Origin of the sequence: Mycobacterium interjectum (assembly GCF_900078675.2) — a bacterium.
Taxonomy (GTDB): Bacteria; Actinomycetota; Actinomycetes; order Mycobacteriales; family Mycobacteriaceae; genus Mycobacterium; species Mycobacterium interjectum.
Window position 1 is genome coordinate 1,858,836 of sequence record NZ_LT546237.1, and the last position, 14,786, is coordinate 1,873,621.

At 69.4% G+C, this 14,786-nt stretch carries 14 protein-coding genes and 2 pseudogenes; 8 read left to right on the plus strand and 8 right to left on the minus strand.

Translation table 11 applies throughout. The annotated features are described in order from the left end of the window. From rsmH to BN4348_RS43220, 3 genes are all read right to left on the minus strand, one after another. Window positions 1–799, minus strand: a 799-nt coding sequence (gene rsmH / locus BN4348_RS43210) for a 16S rRNA (cytosine(1402)-N(4))-methyltransferase RsmH (RefSeq protein ID WP_084454203.1), incomplete at its 3' end; no start/stop codon positions are given. Further along, window positions 774–1,205, minus strand: coding sequence for a division/cell wall cluster transcriptional repressor MraZ (gene mraZ, locus BN4348_RS43215; RefSeq protein ID WP_066913393.1), 432 nt, complete (start codon window positions 1,203–1,205; stop codon window positions 774–776). The genes mraZ and rsmH, both read right to left, overlap by 26 nt. Window positions 1,206–1,588: 383 nt before the next feature. Then, entirely contained in the window at window positions 1,589–1,990 is a 402-nt protein-coding gene (locus BN4348_RS43220) for a DUF3040 domain-containing protein (protein WP_066913369.1), read from the minus strand. A 327-nt stretch (window positions 1,991–2,317) separates the two neighbouring features. Here BN4348_RS43220 and BN4348_RS43225 point away from each other — a divergent pair, with 327 nt between their 5' ends. Beyond that, the gene (locus tag BN4348_RS43225) at window positions 2,318–2,923 is read left to right on the plus strand and encodes a GNAT family N-acetyltransferase (protein WP_066913373.1); all 606 of its coding nucleotides are present in this window, start codon (window positions 2,318–2,320) and stop codon (window positions 2,921–2,923) included. Between the two features lie 95 nt (window positions 2,924–3,018). Next, window positions 3,019–3,666, plus strand: a complete 648-nt coding sequence (gene lppM / locus BN4348_RS43230) for a lipoprotein LppM (protein WP_066913395.1) — start codon at window positions 3,019–3,021, stop codon at window positions 3,664–3,666. Here lppM and BN4348_RS43235 read toward each other — a convergent pair. Then, window positions 3,663–4,577, minus strand: a complete 915-nt coding sequence (locus BN4348_RS43235; RefSeq protein ID WP_066913375.1) for a mycobacterial-type methylenetetrahydrofolate reductase — start codon at window positions 4,575–4,577, stop codon at window positions 3,663–3,665. The two genes, lppM and BN4348_RS43235, sit on opposite strands and share 4 nt — an antisense overlap. Before the next feature lie 202 nt (window positions 4,578–4,779). On the opposite strand from BN4348_RS43235, the gene idsA2 reads away from it, so the two are divergent. The 3 genes and pseudogenes from idsA2 to BN4348_RS43250 form a co-directional block, all read left to right on the plus strand. Beyond that, window positions 4,780–5,838 carry a bifunctional (2E,6E)-farnesyl/geranyl diphosphate synthase gene (gene idsA2 / locus BN4348_RS43240; protein WP_066913377.1) on the plus strand — a complete coding sequence of 353 codons (1,059 nt, stop codon included), beginning with the start codon at window positions 4,780–4,782 and terminating at the stop codon, window positions 5,836–5,838. A 4-nt stretch (window positions 5,839–5,842) separates the two neighbouring features. Further along, window positions 5,843–7,276, plus strand: a pseudogene (locus tag BN4348_RS43245) (alpha-(1->6)-mannopyranosyltransferase A); the annotation flags it as partial. Between the two features lies 1 nt (window position 7,277). After that, window positions 7,278–7,799 (plus strand): annotated as a pseudogene (locus BN4348_RS43250) (polyprenyl synthetase family protein); the annotation flags it as partial. A gap of 81 nt (window positions 7,800–7,880) precedes the next feature. Here the strand turns inward: BN4348_RS43250 and BN4348_RS43255 are convergent. Further along, window positions 7,881–8,285, minus strand: a complete 405-nt coding sequence (locus BN4348_RS43255) for an Rv2175c family DNA-binding protein (protein ID WP_066913379.1) — start codon at window positions 8,283–8,285, stop codon at window positions 7,881–7,883. A gap of 78 nt (window positions 8,286–8,363) precedes the next feature. Between BN4348_RS43255 and BN4348_RS43260 the strand changes: the two genes are divergently transcribed. Further along, window positions 8,364–9,605, plus strand: a complete 1,242-nt coding sequence (locus tag BN4348_RS43260) for a protein kinase domain-containing protein (protein ID WP_167670470.1) — start codon at window positions 8,364–8,366, stop codon at window positions 9,603–9,605. A 185-nt stretch (window positions 9,606–9,790) separates the two neighbouring features. Further along, window positions 9,791–10,675 carry an alpha/beta fold hydrolase gene (locus BN4348_RS43265; RefSeq protein ID WP_066913383.1) on the plus strand — a complete coding sequence of 295 codons (885 nt, stop codon included), beginning with the start codon at window positions 9,791–9,793 and terminating at the stop codon, window positions 10,673–10,675. Here BN4348_RS43265 and BN4348_RS43270 read toward each other — a convergent pair. The 3 genes from BN4348_RS43270 to BN4348_RS43280 are packed head-to-tail and all read right to left on the minus strand — an operon-like array spanning window position 10,672 to window position 13,483. After that, a complete protein-coding gene (locus BN4348_RS43270) occupies window positions 10,672–12,060 on the minus strand; it encodes a class II 3-deoxy-7-phosphoheptulonate synthase (RefSeq protein WP_066913385.1) in 1,389 nt (462 codons plus the stop codon). The two genes, BN4348_RS43265 and BN4348_RS43270, sit on opposite strands and share 4 nt — an antisense overlap. A gap of 34 nt (window positions 12,061–12,094) precedes the next feature. After that, window positions 12,095–12,589, minus strand: coding sequence for a polyadenylate-specific 3'-exoribonuclease AS (locus BN4348_RS43275; protein WP_066913386.1), 495 nt, complete (start codon window positions 12,587–12,589; stop codon window positions 12,095–12,097). A 9-nt stretch (window positions 12,590–12,598) separates the two neighbouring features. Then, window positions 12,599–13,483 carry a hypothetical protein gene (locus BN4348_RS43280; RefSeq protein ID WP_066913388.1) on the minus strand — a complete coding sequence of 295 codons (885 nt, stop codon included), beginning with the start codon at window positions 13,481–13,483 and terminating at the stop codon, window positions 12,599–12,601. Between the two features lie 95 nt (window positions 13,484–13,578). On the opposite strand from BN4348_RS43280, the gene BN4348_RS43285 reads away from it, so the two are divergent. Then, window positions 13,579–14,786, plus strand: a 1,208-nt coding sequence (locus BN4348_RS43285; RefSeq protein ID WP_066913397.1) for a glycosyltransferase 87 family protein, incomplete at its 3' end; no start/stop codon positions are given.

Consider the following 14,786-nt stretch of genomic DNA (forward strand, 5'->3'; position numbering starts at 1 on the left):
GCCCGCCGGTGCGGCGGGCGGGCGCCGGAATCGCTTGGTAGAGCAGGGCTACCAGCTCCGCGGTCGAGGTGAACGGGGTCCGGGCGCGCCGGCGGGCGATCTGCGCGGCGATGCGGCGCGCGAAGCGCTCCTCGCCGTAGCGGTGCAGGATGTCGGCCAGCGCCGCCTCGTCGTAGGTGTTCACGATGTCGGCCGCGGTCAGCGGCGACGCCGGATCCATCCGCATGTCCAGCGGTGCGTCCTGGGCGTACGCGAAGCCGCGTTCGGCGCGGTCGAGCTGCATGGAGGACACGCCGAGGTCGAAGAGCACGCCGTCGACGGATTCGACTGCGGCGTAGCCGGATTCGGCCAGGGCTCCGGCGATGTGGTCATACCGGGTCTGCACCAGCGTGACTCGGTCGGCGAACGGGGCCAGCCGCTGCCGGGCGATGTCCAGCGCGCTGGGGTCGCGGTCGAGCCCGATCAGCCGCAGGCCGGGAAAGTCGGCGAGGAAGCGCTCTGCGTGCCCGGCCGCGCCGAGGGTGGCGTCGACCAGGACCGCTCCAGAGCCGTCGGAGTTGTGGCGCGTCAGAGCGGGGGTGAGCAGCTCGACGCAGCGGTGCAGCAGGACGGGCACGTGGCCGAACTCGTCTGAAACATCTTCCACCGCAACGCCTCCCCGGACCTGGCGGGCGGCCCCTGCACCCGGGTCCCTGTCCGAAGGCACGAACCTGGCGTTGGGGAAGTACGCCAGGGTCGGTTCGGGCAGAGGCCACGATGCACGGGCACGCGCCTCAGATAATGTCGCCGAGTGCTTCATCGCTGGCCGCGGAGAAGTTCTCTTCGTGGGTCTGTTGGTAGTCGTGCCAGGCTTGCGCATCCCAGATCTCGAGGTAGTCGACCGCTCCGATCACCACGCAGTCCTTGGACAGGTTCGCGTACCGGCGGTGGTCGGCCGACAACGTGATTCGCCCCTGCGCGTCGGGATGCTGCTCGTCGGTGCCGGCGGCGAGGTTGCGCAGGAACGCTCGCGCCTCGGGGTTGCTGCGCGACGTCTTGCTCGCCCGCCGCGCCAGCTGCTCGAATTCCGCCCGCGGGTAGACGGCCAGGCTGTGGTCTTGGCTCTTGGTGACCATCAACCCCCCTGCCAACGAGTCGCGGAACTTGGCGGGCAACGTCAGCCGCCCCTTGTCGTCGAGTTTGGGCGTGTAGGTGCCGAGAAACACCAGCTCACCTCCCACATCGGTCACCCAAACACTTCAGCCACCATACCCCACAGTCCCCCACTTTTCCCCATTGTTGGGGTGTCGTCACCGACTTTTCCGGGTTGTCCGCCACCGGCGGCCGCCATAAGGCCACCCGATGGTCGATGCGGGCCGGTCGTTAGGCGGCCGTGATCTACGAAAACCCCACGTCAGAGGCGTGAAATGGCCGAGTGGGGCGCGGTGGGGCGCCTCGGTGGGGCGCGGTGGGGCGCGATCCATGCCCCCGGACTCGATTTGGGATCGATTGGGATTCAGACGGGACTCGCCGCCCGCGGCCGCTCAGCGCGGCCCGGGCACGAAAAACGGGGCAGCCGCGGCGGCTACCCCGTGTCGTGTGCGATTCGCTACTCGTCGAAGCGCCGGCGGAACCGGTCCTCCATGCGGCTGGTGAACGAGCCGCCGCCCTTGCTGCGCCGCTGGCGCGCCGACCCGGGCGCCGACCCGGAACGGTCCGGCCTGCCGGCCAGCCGCGGCCCGGTGATCGCGTAGACCACCCCGCCGAACATCACGATGAACCCAAACACGCTCAGAATCGGGAAACTTCCGATCATCGTGGCTTTGAACGCCACCCCGGAAACCAGCATTGCCAGGCCGATGACGAACAACGCCGCGCCCTGCAGGCGCCGCCGCGCGGTCGGCGCGCGGAACCCTCCGCCACGGACGCTCGACGCGAATTTGGGGTCTTCCGCGTAAAGTGCGCTCTCGATCTGATCGAGCATCCGCTGTTCATGATCGGAGAGTGGCATTCGTCCCTCCTTGCCGACAGTTTGGCACGTAACTATCGATAGCACGCGGATGCCCGTTGTAAAGGCAACTAACACAAATGATACGAGGTCAATCTGCGCTGTACCACCGCTTCGGCAGCGATTCTATCCCGGCCGCACCCCGACACCGGCGCGGCCCACAGCGACGGCGCGCGGTAACCCGCTTGCCACAGCGGGGGGTCCAGCGGCCCCCGCAGGCCCCTGTCGCGACCGCTCGGCGCGCGGAGGACAACCGCGTCGGATAATGGCGACAGCGGCACGGGGCCGAACCGAATACCTGAAGCCACCGGATGAGGAGGGCACCGCGAGTTGGCGATATTCCTCATCGATCTGCCGCCGAACGATATGGAGCGCCGTCTCAGTGACGCCCTCAGGGTCTATGTCGAAGCGATGCGATACCCGCGGGGCACCGAGAACCAGCGCGCGGCCATGTGGCTCGAGCACATCCGGCGTCGCGGGTGGCAGGGCGTCGCCGCCGTGGAAGCCGAGGCGGCCGAGGCATCCGGCGGGCATCCGGCCGCTGACCTGAGCAACGCGCCTTTGCTCGGCGTGGCCTACGGCTACCCCGGGGCACCCGGGCAGTGGTGGCAGCAGCAGGTGGTCCTGGGGCTGCAACGCGGCGGCTGTCCGCCTGCCGAGATCGCCCGGCTGATGACCAGCTACTTCGAGTTGACGGAGTTGCACATTCATCCGCGCGCCCAGGGCCGCGGCCTCGGCGAGGCGCTGGCCCGCCGGTTGCTCGCGGCCCGCGAGGAGGAGAACGTGCTGCTCTCCACGCCGGAGACCAACGGCGAACCCAACCGGGCCTGGCGGCTGTACCGGCGACTGGGCTTCAGTGACGTCATCCGCGGCTACCACTTCGCGGGCGACCCGCGCGCGTTCGCGATCCTGGGCCGCGCGCTGCCGCTTCAGTGAGGCGGATCTGGCACGATGACCTCGTGCACGCCAGCCCTCCCCCGCTTCAAGCCCGCGGGTTCACCTCCCGCCGGCGCCGCCTGCTGGCCATCGCAATGCTGCTGCTCATCGTGCCGCTGGCCAGCGGCTGCCTGCGGGTCCGGGCGTCGCTCACCATCTCGCCCGACGATCTGGTGTCCGGGGAGGTCATCGCGGCGGCCAAGCCGAAGACGGCCAAGGACACCGGTCCGCAGCTGGACACCAACAACCTGCCGTTCAGCCAGAAGGTGGCGGTGTCGAACTACGACAGCGACGGCTACGTGGGGTCGCAGGCGGTGTTCTCCGACCTGACCTTCGCCGAGTTGCCGCAGCTGGCGAACATGAACTCCGACGCCCAAGGCGTGAACCTGTCGCTGCGCCGCAACGGCAACCTGGTGATCCTGGAGGGCCGCGCGGACCTGACGTCGGTGACCGACAACGACGCCGACGTCGAGCTGACCGTCGCCTTTCCCGGCGTGGTGACCTCCACCAACGGCGACCGCGTCGAGCCCGACGTGGTGTCCTGGAAGCTCAAGCCGGGCGTGGTGAGCACCATGACGGCCAACGCCCGCTACACCGACCCCAACACCCGCAACTTCACCGGGGCGGGCGTGTGGCTGGGCATCGCGTCCTTTGCCGCGGCCGGCGTCGTGGCGCTGCTGGCCTGGATGAGCCGTGACCGCTCGCCGCGGTTTACCGCGCCGCGCGACCAACCGCGCAGCTAGGGCGACCGCAAGCGCGGCGTGTTTTCGCCGGGCGACCAGTAGGCCAGCATCTCCGCGAAGGTGTGGAAAGCGGGCCCGGAAACCCCGTAGGTCGCCTCGAAATGGATGCTCAACGGGAAGCCCAGCCCGGCGACGCCGTCGATCACGCGCTTGTACAGGTCGACCATGAGCTGGCGCTTCTTATCCGGTTCGCTGGCGGCCAGCCTCTTGACGAACTCCTGCTCGCCGGTCACGGCGGCGTTGCCCGGGTCTTGGATCAGCCAGTTGATCAGGCCGACGCGGCTCTCCACTTTCGGCACGAAGCCGAAGGACAGCAGGATTTCGGGCCGGTGATCGGTGTTCTTGGCGAAGTCGTTCAAGAAGCCCACGATCGCGTCGGAATACAGCAACTGCGTCATGCCGTACGTCGCGCCCTGGTTGCATTTGAAGTTCAGCCGGCCTTGTTCGCCCTCGCGGGTGGGGATCACGATGACGCCGCGGTTGCCCACCAGCTCGCGATAGATCGACAAGGCGTCAGTCGGCGCGACGCCGGAGCCTTCCCCGTCGTTCATCGTGCGCGGAACACCGACGAAGACAACGCCCTCCATCCCCGCGTCGCACAGGTCGGTGAGCCGTTGGCGCAGCGACGCCTCGTCCATGAACGCGGTGACCTGCGTGCACAGCCCGTGGAACCCGGGCAGCTCCGGCTTGATCACCGACCAGAAGTCCAGCACGTCGAGCTTCGGCTTCATCGGGACGGGACGATCGTCGTCCTCGGCGATCATGCCCGGGATCATCACGTGCCGGATCCGGCCCTCGAGGCCGAATTCGGCCGCGTACCGCACCACTTTCGTCGCGTCCTCGAGCGCCCGCTCCTTGCCGTCTTCGACGTTGGGGGGCACCAGCTCGAGCGCGATGGTGTTGAGGCTCACGCGGCTCCTCTCCTTGCCGGACCGGGCCGCGCTGCGCCACGCAGCGCCCGGACACCCTCGCCAGCATAGGGGCGGGATAGTGAGGCAGTCGAAGCAACTGGGGGCGCGGACGCCACATAAACTGTCGGCCCTAGAGACATGCCGAGCAGAAAGGGGCGCCGCGCTGAGCCCAGAAGCCGCACCCGCAGCGGCGACCGTCGAGTTGACCGGCGCGATCACCGCGGAACTTCGGCGGTACCTGCACGACCGGCGCGCCCAGAGCGCCTACATCAGCTCTGAAGGCGCCGACTTCGACGTCCTGATCGCGGCGCTGGAAGATTTCGTGCTGGGCGGGGGCAAGCGGCTGCGCCCCGCCTTCGCCTACTGGGGCTGGCGGGCCGTGGCGACCGGGGATCCCGATCCCGAAGCGTTACTGCTGTTTTCCGCGCTGGAGCTGCTGCACGCGTGCGCGCTGCTGCACGACGACGTGATCGACGACTCGTCCACCCGGCGCGGCAGGCCGACGACCCACGTCCGCTTCGCGGCGCTGCACCGCGACCGGGACTGGCGCGGCTCGCCCGAGCGGTTCGGGACGTCGGCGGCCATCCTGCTCGGCGACCTGGCGCTGGCCTGGGCCGACGACATCGTCTTGGGCCTCGAGTTGCCGCTCGACGCCCGGCGGCGCGTCCGGCGCGTGTGGGCAGACATCCGCACCGAGGTGCTGGGCGGGCAATACCTCGACATCGTCGCCGAGGCCAGCGCCGCCGAGTCGATCGCGTCGGCGATGAACGTCGACACCTACAAGACCGCCTGCTATACGGTGGCGCGGCCGCTGCAGCTCGGTGTGGCCGCCGCCGCGGACCGACCAGAGGTGCAGGCCGCCTTCGCGGAGTTCGGGACGGACCTCGGCGTGGCGTTCCAGCTGCGCGACGACGTGCTGGGCGTCTTCGGGGACCCGGAGGTCACCGGCAAGCCGTCCGGCGACGACTTGAGGTCCGGCAAGCGAACCGTGCTGCTGGCTGAGGCGGTGGAGCTGGCGGACAGGTCGGATCCCTTGGCGGCCAACCTGTTACGCACCTCGATCGGCGCACGGTTGACCGACGCCCAGGTGGGCGAACTGCGCGAGGTCATCGAGTCGCTGGGCGCGCTGGCCGCCGCCGAGCGGCGCATCGCCGCGTTGACCGAACGGGCCCTCGCGACGCTCGCGGCCGCGCCCATCGACGCGGCGGCCAAGGCGGGTCTGGCCGAGCTGGCCGGGATGGCCACGAATCGGTCCGCCTGAGCCGATGACGACCCCATCGACCCCGTCAACCCCGTCACCCGCCCCGACCGACGATTCGTCGGCCAAAAGATCTCTGGCACAGTATTTTTCACGCCTAGCCGGGTTCGCCGCCACCCCGCAGGGGCGCCCGGCGAAGCTGGGCCTGTTGGGCGCGGTGCTGATCACGTTGGGCGGGCTGGGCGCCGGCAGCACCAAGCCGCACGACCCCCTGCTCGAAGCGCTGCACCTGTCCTGGCTGCGCTTCGGCCACGGGCTGGTGCTGTCGTCGATCGTGTTGTGGACGGGCGTGGGCCTGATGCTGATCGCGTGGGTGCGGCTGGGCCGGCTCGCGCTGGCGGGCAGGGCGACCGAGTTCACCATGAGGGCGACCACCGCCTTCTGGTTGGCGCCGTTGCTGTTGTCGGTGCCCGTCTTCAGCCGCGACACCTACTCGTACCTGGCGCAGGGGGCGCTCCTGCGCGACGGCTTCGACCCCTACGCGGTCGGTCCGGTCGCCAACCCGAACGTGTTGCTGGACAACGTGAGTCCCATCTGGACCATCACCACCGCCCCGTACGGACCGGCGTTCATCCTGATCGCGAAGCTGGTCACGATGGCGGTTGGCAACCACGTGATCGCCGGGACCATGCTGCTGCGCCTGTGCATGTTGCCCGGATTGGCGCTACTGATCTGGGCCACCCCTCGACTGGCGCACCAGCTGGGCACCAACGGCGCACTGGCGCTGTGGATCTGCGTCCTGAACCCGCTGGTGCTCATCCACCTGATGGGCGGGGTGCACAACGAGATGCTGATGGTGGGCCTGATGGCCGCCGGGATCGCGCTGACCTTCCGGGGGCGTCACGTCCTGGGCGTCGTGTTGATATCGGTGGCGATCGCGGTCAAGGCCACCGCCGGCATCTCCTTGCCGTTCCTGGTGTGGGTATGGATGCGGCATCTGCGGGACCGCCGGGGATACCGCGCCGTCCCCGCGTTCCTGGTCGCCACGGCGATATCGGTGCTGACCTTCGCCGTCGTGTTCGCCATTTTGTCGGCGGTGGCCGGCGTCGGGCTGGGGTGGCTGACCGCGTTGGCCGGGTCGGTGAAGATCATCAACTGGTTGACCGTGCCGACCGCGGTCGCCAACGTGATCCACGCCCTGGGCGCCGGCTTCTTTGCGGTCGACTTCTACACCATCCTGCGAGTCACCCGCTTCATCGGCATCGCGATCATCGCAGTGTCGTTGCCGCTGTTGTGGTGGCGATTCCGGCGCGACGACCGCGCCGCGCTGGCCGGCATCGCCTGGTCGATGCTGATCGTGGTGCTGTTCGTCCCCGCCGCCCTGCCCTGGTACTACTCCTGGCCGCTGGCGGTGGCCGCGCCGCTGGCCCAGTCCCGGCGCGCGGTCGCCGCGATCGCCGGGCTGTCCACCTCGGCCATGGTGATCTTCAAGCCGGACGGGNTGGGCAGACATCCGCACCGAGGTGCTGGGCGGGCAATACCTCGACATCGTCGCCGAGGCCAGCGCCGCCGAGTCGATCGCGTCGGCGATGAACGTCGACACCTACAAGACCGCCTGCTATACGGTGGCGCGGCCGCTGCAGCTCGGTGTGGCCGCCGCCGCGGACCGACCAGAGGTGCAGGCCGCCTTCGCGGAGTTCGGGACGGACCTCGGCGTGGCGTTCCAGCTGCGCGACGACGTGCTGGGCGTCTTCGGGGACCCGGAGGTCACCGGCAAGCCGTCCGGCGACGACTTGAGGTCCGGCAAGCGAACCGTGCTGCTGGCTGAGGCGGTGGAGCTGGCGGACAGGTCGGATCCCTTGGCGGCCAACCTGTTACGCACCTCGATCGGCGCACGGTTGACCGACGCCCAGGTGGGCGAACTGCGCGAGGTCATCGAGTCGCTGGGCGCGCTGGCCGCCGCCGAGCGGCGCATCGCCGCGTTGACCGAACGGGCCCTCGCGACGCTCGCGGCCGCGCNTATTCGTGGCTGCACGTTTCGCTGGCCACCGCGTGCGCGCTGGCCGCCTGGTACGCGCTGTACCGGGCGCCGGAGACCGAATCGGTCAGTACGCCATAGCCTGCGCGCGCCGCACGACTTCCCTGGCCTGATGGGCGTGCAGGGCGTCGACGGGACGGGCGTTGCTGATGGCATCCCGGGTGCCGTCGCGCCTGATTGTCAGCGACGGGTCGGGGGTGAACAGCCAGCGCATGATCTCGGTCTCGTGGTAGCCGCCGTCGTGCAGGATCGTCAGCAGCCCGGGCAGGCTCTTGACCACCTCGCCGGAATTCGTGAAAAACACCTGGGGTACCACCACACCGCCGCCACGCCGCACCGCGGCCAGGTGCCCCTCCCGCAGCTGCTGCTGGACCTTGCTGACCGACACGCCGAGCAACTCGGCGACCCGGGGCAGCTCGTAGATGGGTTCGTCGGGGTCTAGCACGTCGTCCCCGGCCGGAACACTGCTCATCGCGCCAGTGTAGGCCCAGCTTCGCGCGTCGGACGGGCGTTCTGAGCCCGATTCCCCGGCCGCACCTACTATGGCCCCGTGGCCGCAGCTGGGACGGGGGACCCGATGGAGGGCGCGTTGCTGGACGGTCGCTACCGGGTCGAGTCCAGGATCGCCAGCGGCGGCACCTCGACGGTGTATCGCGGCCTCGACGTGCGCCTCGACCGCCCGGTGGCGGTGAAGGTGATGGACGCCCGCTACGCCGGCGACGATCAATTCCTCACCCGCTTCCAGCTCGAGGCCCGCACGGTCGCCCGGCTGAAAAACCCCGGGCTGGTCGCGGTCTATGACCAGGGCCTGGACGGCCGGCACCCGTTTTTGGTGATGGAGCTCATCGAGGGCGGAACCCTGCGCGAGTTGCTGGCCGAGCGCGGGCCGATGCCGCCCCACGCCGTCGCCGCGGTGCTGCGCCCGGTGCTCGGTGGGCTGGCCGCCGCGCACCGGGCCGGCCTGGTGCATCGCGACGTCAAACCCGAGAACGTCCTGATCTCCGACGACGGCGACGTCAAGATCGCCGACTTCGGGTTGGTCCGCGCTGTCGCGGCCGCCGGAATCACCTCCACCAGCGTGATCCTGGGCACCGCCGCCTACCTGTCACCCGAGCAGGTGCGCGACGGCAACGCCGGCCCGCGCAGCGACGTCTACTCCGCCGGGATCCTCACCTATGAGCTACTGACCGGGCGCGCGCCGTTCACCGGAGACTCGGCGCTGTCGGTCGCCTACCGGCGGCTGGACGCCGACGTGCCGCCGCCGGGCGCCGCGATCGACGGCGTGCCAACGCAATTCGACGAATTCGTGCTGCGGGCCACGGCCCGCGACCCCGGCGACCGGTACGCCGACGCGGTCGAGATGGGCGCCGACCTGGAGGCGATCGCCGAAGAACTCGCCCTGCCCGCCTTCCGGGTGCCGGCGCCGCGCAACTCCGCCCAGCACCGGTCGGCCGCGCTGCACCACCTCCGGATGAGCGAGCGCCTGGCGGCCGCGCAACCCTCACGCCCGCCCGCCGCACCGGTCCGCCACCCGACCCGGCAGCTGACGCGCGGGCCGCAGGACTGGGCCGAGCCGGCGCGCCCGGCCTCCCGCCGGCCCGAGCCTGAGCCCGACGGCCAATACCAGCCGGTCTCAGGCGAATTCGCCGGCATCGCGATGAGCGAATTCGTCTGGGCGCGTCAGCGCGCCCGGCGGATGGTGCTGATCTGGGTGGCGATCGTGCTGGCGCTCACCGGGCTGGTCGCGACCGTGGCCTGGACGATCGGAAGCAACCTCAGCGGCCTGCTGTGAGTTCCTCGCCGGCAGAGTTCTGAAGGTCGCCGAGGCGTAATCTACGAGACCGACGGCCCGGAAGCGCCACGGTCACGACACGCAAGGAGTGAACTCCCGTCGCCTACCTCGAGCACAGCGACCATCCGGAAGTCTTCGTCGAGCACGACTACCCGGAGCACCTCGCCGACCTCGGCGAGATCAGGATGAACTACGCCGTCGCCGGCCGCCCCGCCGACCCCGCTTTGCTGCTCATACCCGGCCAGAGCGAATCGTGGTGGGGTTACGAGCAGGCGATGAAGCTGCTCGCCGACCGCTACCAGGTGTATGCCATCGATTTGCGCGGACAGGGTCGCTCCACCTGGACGCCAGGTCGGTACAGCCTCGATCTTTTCGGTGGTGACCTGGTCCGGTTCATCGATCGAGTCATCGGTCGGCCGGTGGTGGTCAGCGGGCTGTCGTCCGGTGGTGTGATCGCCGCGTGGTTGTCGGCCTTCGCCGCGCCCGGTCAGGTCCGCGCGGCCGTCTACGAAGACCCACCGCTATTCACCTCGGAAACCAATCCGGCTGTCGGGCAATCGATCCGGCAAAGTATCGGGTCGATCTTTCGGCTGTGGCACAAATGGTTGGGCCCGCAATGGTCCATCGGCGACTATGCCGGCATGCAGGCCGCGATGGCCAACGAATTGCCCGAGTGGCTTCGGCAGCTGCAGATCGCCGCGGGCGCCGCCAATTCGGCCGAACCACCGCAGAACCTGCGCGAATACGACCCGGAGTGGGGCGATGCGTTCTTCTCCGGCCGGGTCGCGCTCAACTGCGATCACGAGTCGATGCTGACCCACGTCAAGGTGCCGGTGCTCTTCACTCACCACTTCCACTTCGAGGATCCCCAGACCGGCAACCTGTTGGGTGCGATTTCCGATCGGCAGGTCCAGCACGTCCGCAGGCTGGTGGAAAGCACCGGGAATTCCTTCACGCTGCGCACATTTCCCGAGATGCCCCACGCCATGCACAGCGCCGATCCGCAAACCTACGTCGCGACGGTTACCGACTGGCTGACCGCGCTGGAGCCGCCCGCCGCGGAAAGCTAGTCGCGCAGCATCTCGGCGACTAGGAACGCCAACTCCAGCGACTGCTGGGTGTTCAGCCGCGGGTCGCAGGCCGTCTCGTAGCGGCCGGCCAGGTCGGTGTCCGAAATGTCTTGTGCCCCACCCAAACACTCGGTGACGTTCTCGCCGGTGATCTCGACATGGATGCCGCCGGGATGGGTGCCCAGCGCGCGATGCACCTCGAAGAATCCCTGCACCTCGTCGACGATGCGATCGAAGTGCCGGGTCTTGTAGCCGTTGGACGACTCGTGGGTGTTGCCGTGCATGGGGTCGCACTGCCAGATCACCTGGTGCCCGGCGGCCTGGACCTTCTCGACGATCGGCGGCAGCAGGTCGCGCACCTTGTTGTTGCCCAGCCTGCTCACCATCGTCAGCCGTCCGGGCTTGTTGTGCGGGTCGAGCCGCTCCACGTATTCGACGGCCAGCTCCGGGGTCATCGTCGGACCGATCTTGACGCCGATCGGGTTGGCGATCACCTCGGCGAACGCGACGTGCGCACCGTCGAGCTGGCGGGTGCGCTCGCCGATCCACACGGTGTGCGCCGACAGGTCGTACAGCTGCGGCTCCCCGCCCTCGACGTCGGACAGGCGCAGCATGGCCCGCTCGTAGTCGAGCACCAAAGCCTCGTGGCTGGCGTAGATTTCGGCGGTCTGCAGGTTGCGGTCGGCCACCCCGCAGGCGCTCATGAACCGCAAGCCCCGGTCGATCTCGGTGGCCAGCGCCTCGTACCGTGCGCCGGCCGGCGAGGTCCGGACGAATTCGCGGTTCCAGTCGTGCACCAGGTGCAGCGACGCCAGCCCCGAGGAGGTCAGCGCCCGCACCAGGTTCATCGCGGCGCTGGCGTTGGCGTAGGCGCGCACCAGCCGCGACGGGTCGTGCTCGCGCACCGCGGCATCCGGGGCGAAGCCGTTGATCATGTCCCCGCGGTAGGACTTCAGGCCCAGCGCGTCGACGTCGGCCGAACGGGGCTTGGCGTACTGGCCGGCGATGCGGGCCACCTTGACCACCGGCATGCTCGAGCCGTAGGTCAGCACGACGGCCATCTGCAGCAGCGTGCGGATGTTGCCGCGGATGTGGGGTTCGGTGTTGTCGACGAACGTCTCCGCGCAGTCGCCCCCCTGCAGCAGGAAGGCCTCGCCCCTGGCGACCTGGGCCAGCTGTTCCTGCAGCCGGACGATCTCCGACGGCACCGTCACCGGCGGCACGCTCTCGAGGACCGTGCGCATCGCCGCGGCCTGTTCGCCATCCCAGCTGGGCTGCTGGGCAGCCGGCTTGGCCAGTGCGGCATCCAGTCGCGCGCGCAGGTCGGTCGACAACGGCGGCAGCGGCGGCAGCTGGTCGATCGGGATGTCGACGGTCCAGTTCATCGGTCCATGGTAACCGGGGTTCTCCGAACGCTGATCAGGGCGAACGCCCCTCGGGCGACGTGATCAGCCGGAACCGGCGCAGTTGATCGCGGGCGTCGACCAGGGCGTCGTGGGCGTCCCGCGGCCGCGGGGGCATCCGCGGGGACCCGCGCTCCTCCCACAATTGCCGCAATTCCCTGGTGAAACGCGGTATCGCCTGCGGCAGCGCCGGCATCGCCCCCCACAGCTGGCACAGCGCGACGTGGTCGTAGGCCCCCACCCACGCCCACAGCTCGATCGGCTCGGCGCCTGCCACCCCGAAGAAGTCCTCCAGGTCCAGCCGGATCTGCTTGCGCGAGCGCCACAACGGCGACGACGGCGGCGGCAGCTTGGGCAGCACGTTGGTGCGCACCCAGTTGCCGGCGCGCTCGGGATCGAATTCGGTGGACACGGCGTAGTACTCGCGGCCGTCCTCGGCGACGACCCCGATCGAGATCAGTTCGATGGTGCGGCCGTCCTCGATGAACTCGGTGTCGTAGAAATACCGCACCGGCGCAGCCTATCTGCTGATCAGGATGGGCCCCGTCGGCGCAGGTGCGGCATGCACGTCGTGGTCGAGCTGGGCGTCGACCGTGCGCCTGTCGGGCAGGCGCGGGGTGCCGGCGATGGCGCACTGCACCCACAGCTTGGCGCGAACCACCGGGCGGCGCAGCCGTCGCTCCCGCTGCAGCGCGCGTCGCATCTTGTCGGGCTGGGCGGTGTAGCGCCACCGGGCCCACGGGGCGTGCGGGCGCGACAGCCGGATCGCGCCGATGACCAGCAGCACGACGATGAACATGCCGAGCAAACCGGTCCACACCTTGCCCTTGAGCACCACCACCACGGCCAGCGGCAACGTGAACACCAGCTCGCCGGCCACTCCGGCGCGCAGCGCCACCGAATCGGCGGCGTGCCAGAACGGCAGAAAGAACATCAGCGGGTGCAGGCCCATGATCAGCAGCCCGGCCACCGCCGCCGCCGCGAACACCGCGTCCACCGACGTGCGGCCGTCTTCCTCCCAGTAGACGTCGGACAGGTGCAGGATCAACGCGTACTCGTCGAGCACCAGCGCGGCTCCGACCCCGAAAAGGGTTGCCGCCAAGGTAAATTCGAGTCGTTGCCCGCTGACCGGCAGCGTCACCAGCGTCAGTCCGGAGAGCATCACCAGAACCACCCCGAAGGCCACGTGGTGGATGTGCACCTCCCCGACGTGCACGTTGCGGGGGTGCCACCACCGGGTCGGGCGCCCGGCTTCGGCGCGGCGCCGGATGAGCCGCACGAACGTCCGCGTCACGAAGAAGGTCAGGATGAAGGCGACCAGGCAGCACAGCAACGGCAGCCGGCCGCGGTCGATGATGTCGTGCGCGAACCAGTGGGCCACCCCGAACACGAACCAGTGGAGCACGTTAGAAACCTACGCCTGCATTTCCCGACAGGGCGGGAGCCGCGCTGCGACACACAGCCCGCCTCCCTCGGTCACCGATTACGCTGTTCTGCGACATGAGTAGATGGCGGGCCCCCGGCGTGGGCAGTCAACCCGGGCGGGTGGTGCTGTGGTGCCTGCTTTGGCTGGTGGCGGCCGCGGCGATGTATTACGTGGCCGGACGGCTGTTCGGGCACACGCCGTACCGCATCGACATCGACATCTATCAGATGGGCGGCCAGGCCTGGCTGGACGGGCGCCCGCTGTACCGCGGAGATGTGTTGTTCCACACACCCATCGGGCTGAACCTGCCGTTCACCTATCCCCCGCTGGCGGCCATCGTGTTCTGCCCGTTCTCCTGGCTGCACATGCCGGCCGCCAGCGTCGCGATCACGGCGTTGACGCTGGTGCTGCTGGTTGTCTCGACGGCGATCCTGCTGACCGGCCTGGACGTGTGGCCCACGTCGACCGTGCTGCCCGGCGCGGCGTGGCTGCGGCGGCTGTGGTTGGCCGTGTTGATCGCGGCCGCGGCGACGATGTGGCTGGAACCGATCACGTCGAACTTCGCCTTCGGCCAGATCAACGTCGTGCTGATGACCCTGGTGATCGCCGATTGCGTGCCGCGCCGCCTGCCGTGGCCGCGCGGGGTGCTGCTGGGCCTGGGCATGGCGCTCAAGCTGACTCCTGCGGTGTTTCTGCTCTACTTCCTGCTGCGCCGCGACAACCGCGCGGCGCTGACCGCGCTGGCGTCGTTCGCGGCGATGACCCTGCTGGGCTTCGCGCTGGCATGGAGCGATTCGTGGGAATACTGGACCCACACCGTCCACCACACCGACCGCATCGGTGAGGCCGCGCTGAACACCGACCAGAATATCGCGGGCACCCTGGCCCGGCTGGGTTTGGGCGAGCACGAACGCTTCCCGCTGTGGGTGATCGCCTGCCTGCTCGTCCTGGCGGCGACGATTTGGGCGATGCGGCGGGTGCTGCGCGCCGGTGAGCCCATCCTCGCGGTGATTTGCGTGGCGCTGTTCGGGTTGGTCGTCTCGCCGGTGTCGTGGTCACACCACTGGGTCTGGGCGCTGCCGACGGTGCTGGTGACCGGGGTGCTGGCCTGGCGGCGCCGCAACGTCGCGCTGGGCGCGCTGAGCGTCGCCGGGGTGGCGCTGATGCGGTGGACGCCGATCGACCTGCTGCCCAAGCACCACGAGACCACCGCGAACTGGTGGCGCCAACTCGTCGGGGCGTCCTACGTGTGGTGGGCGCTGGCGGTCATCGTCGTGGCGGG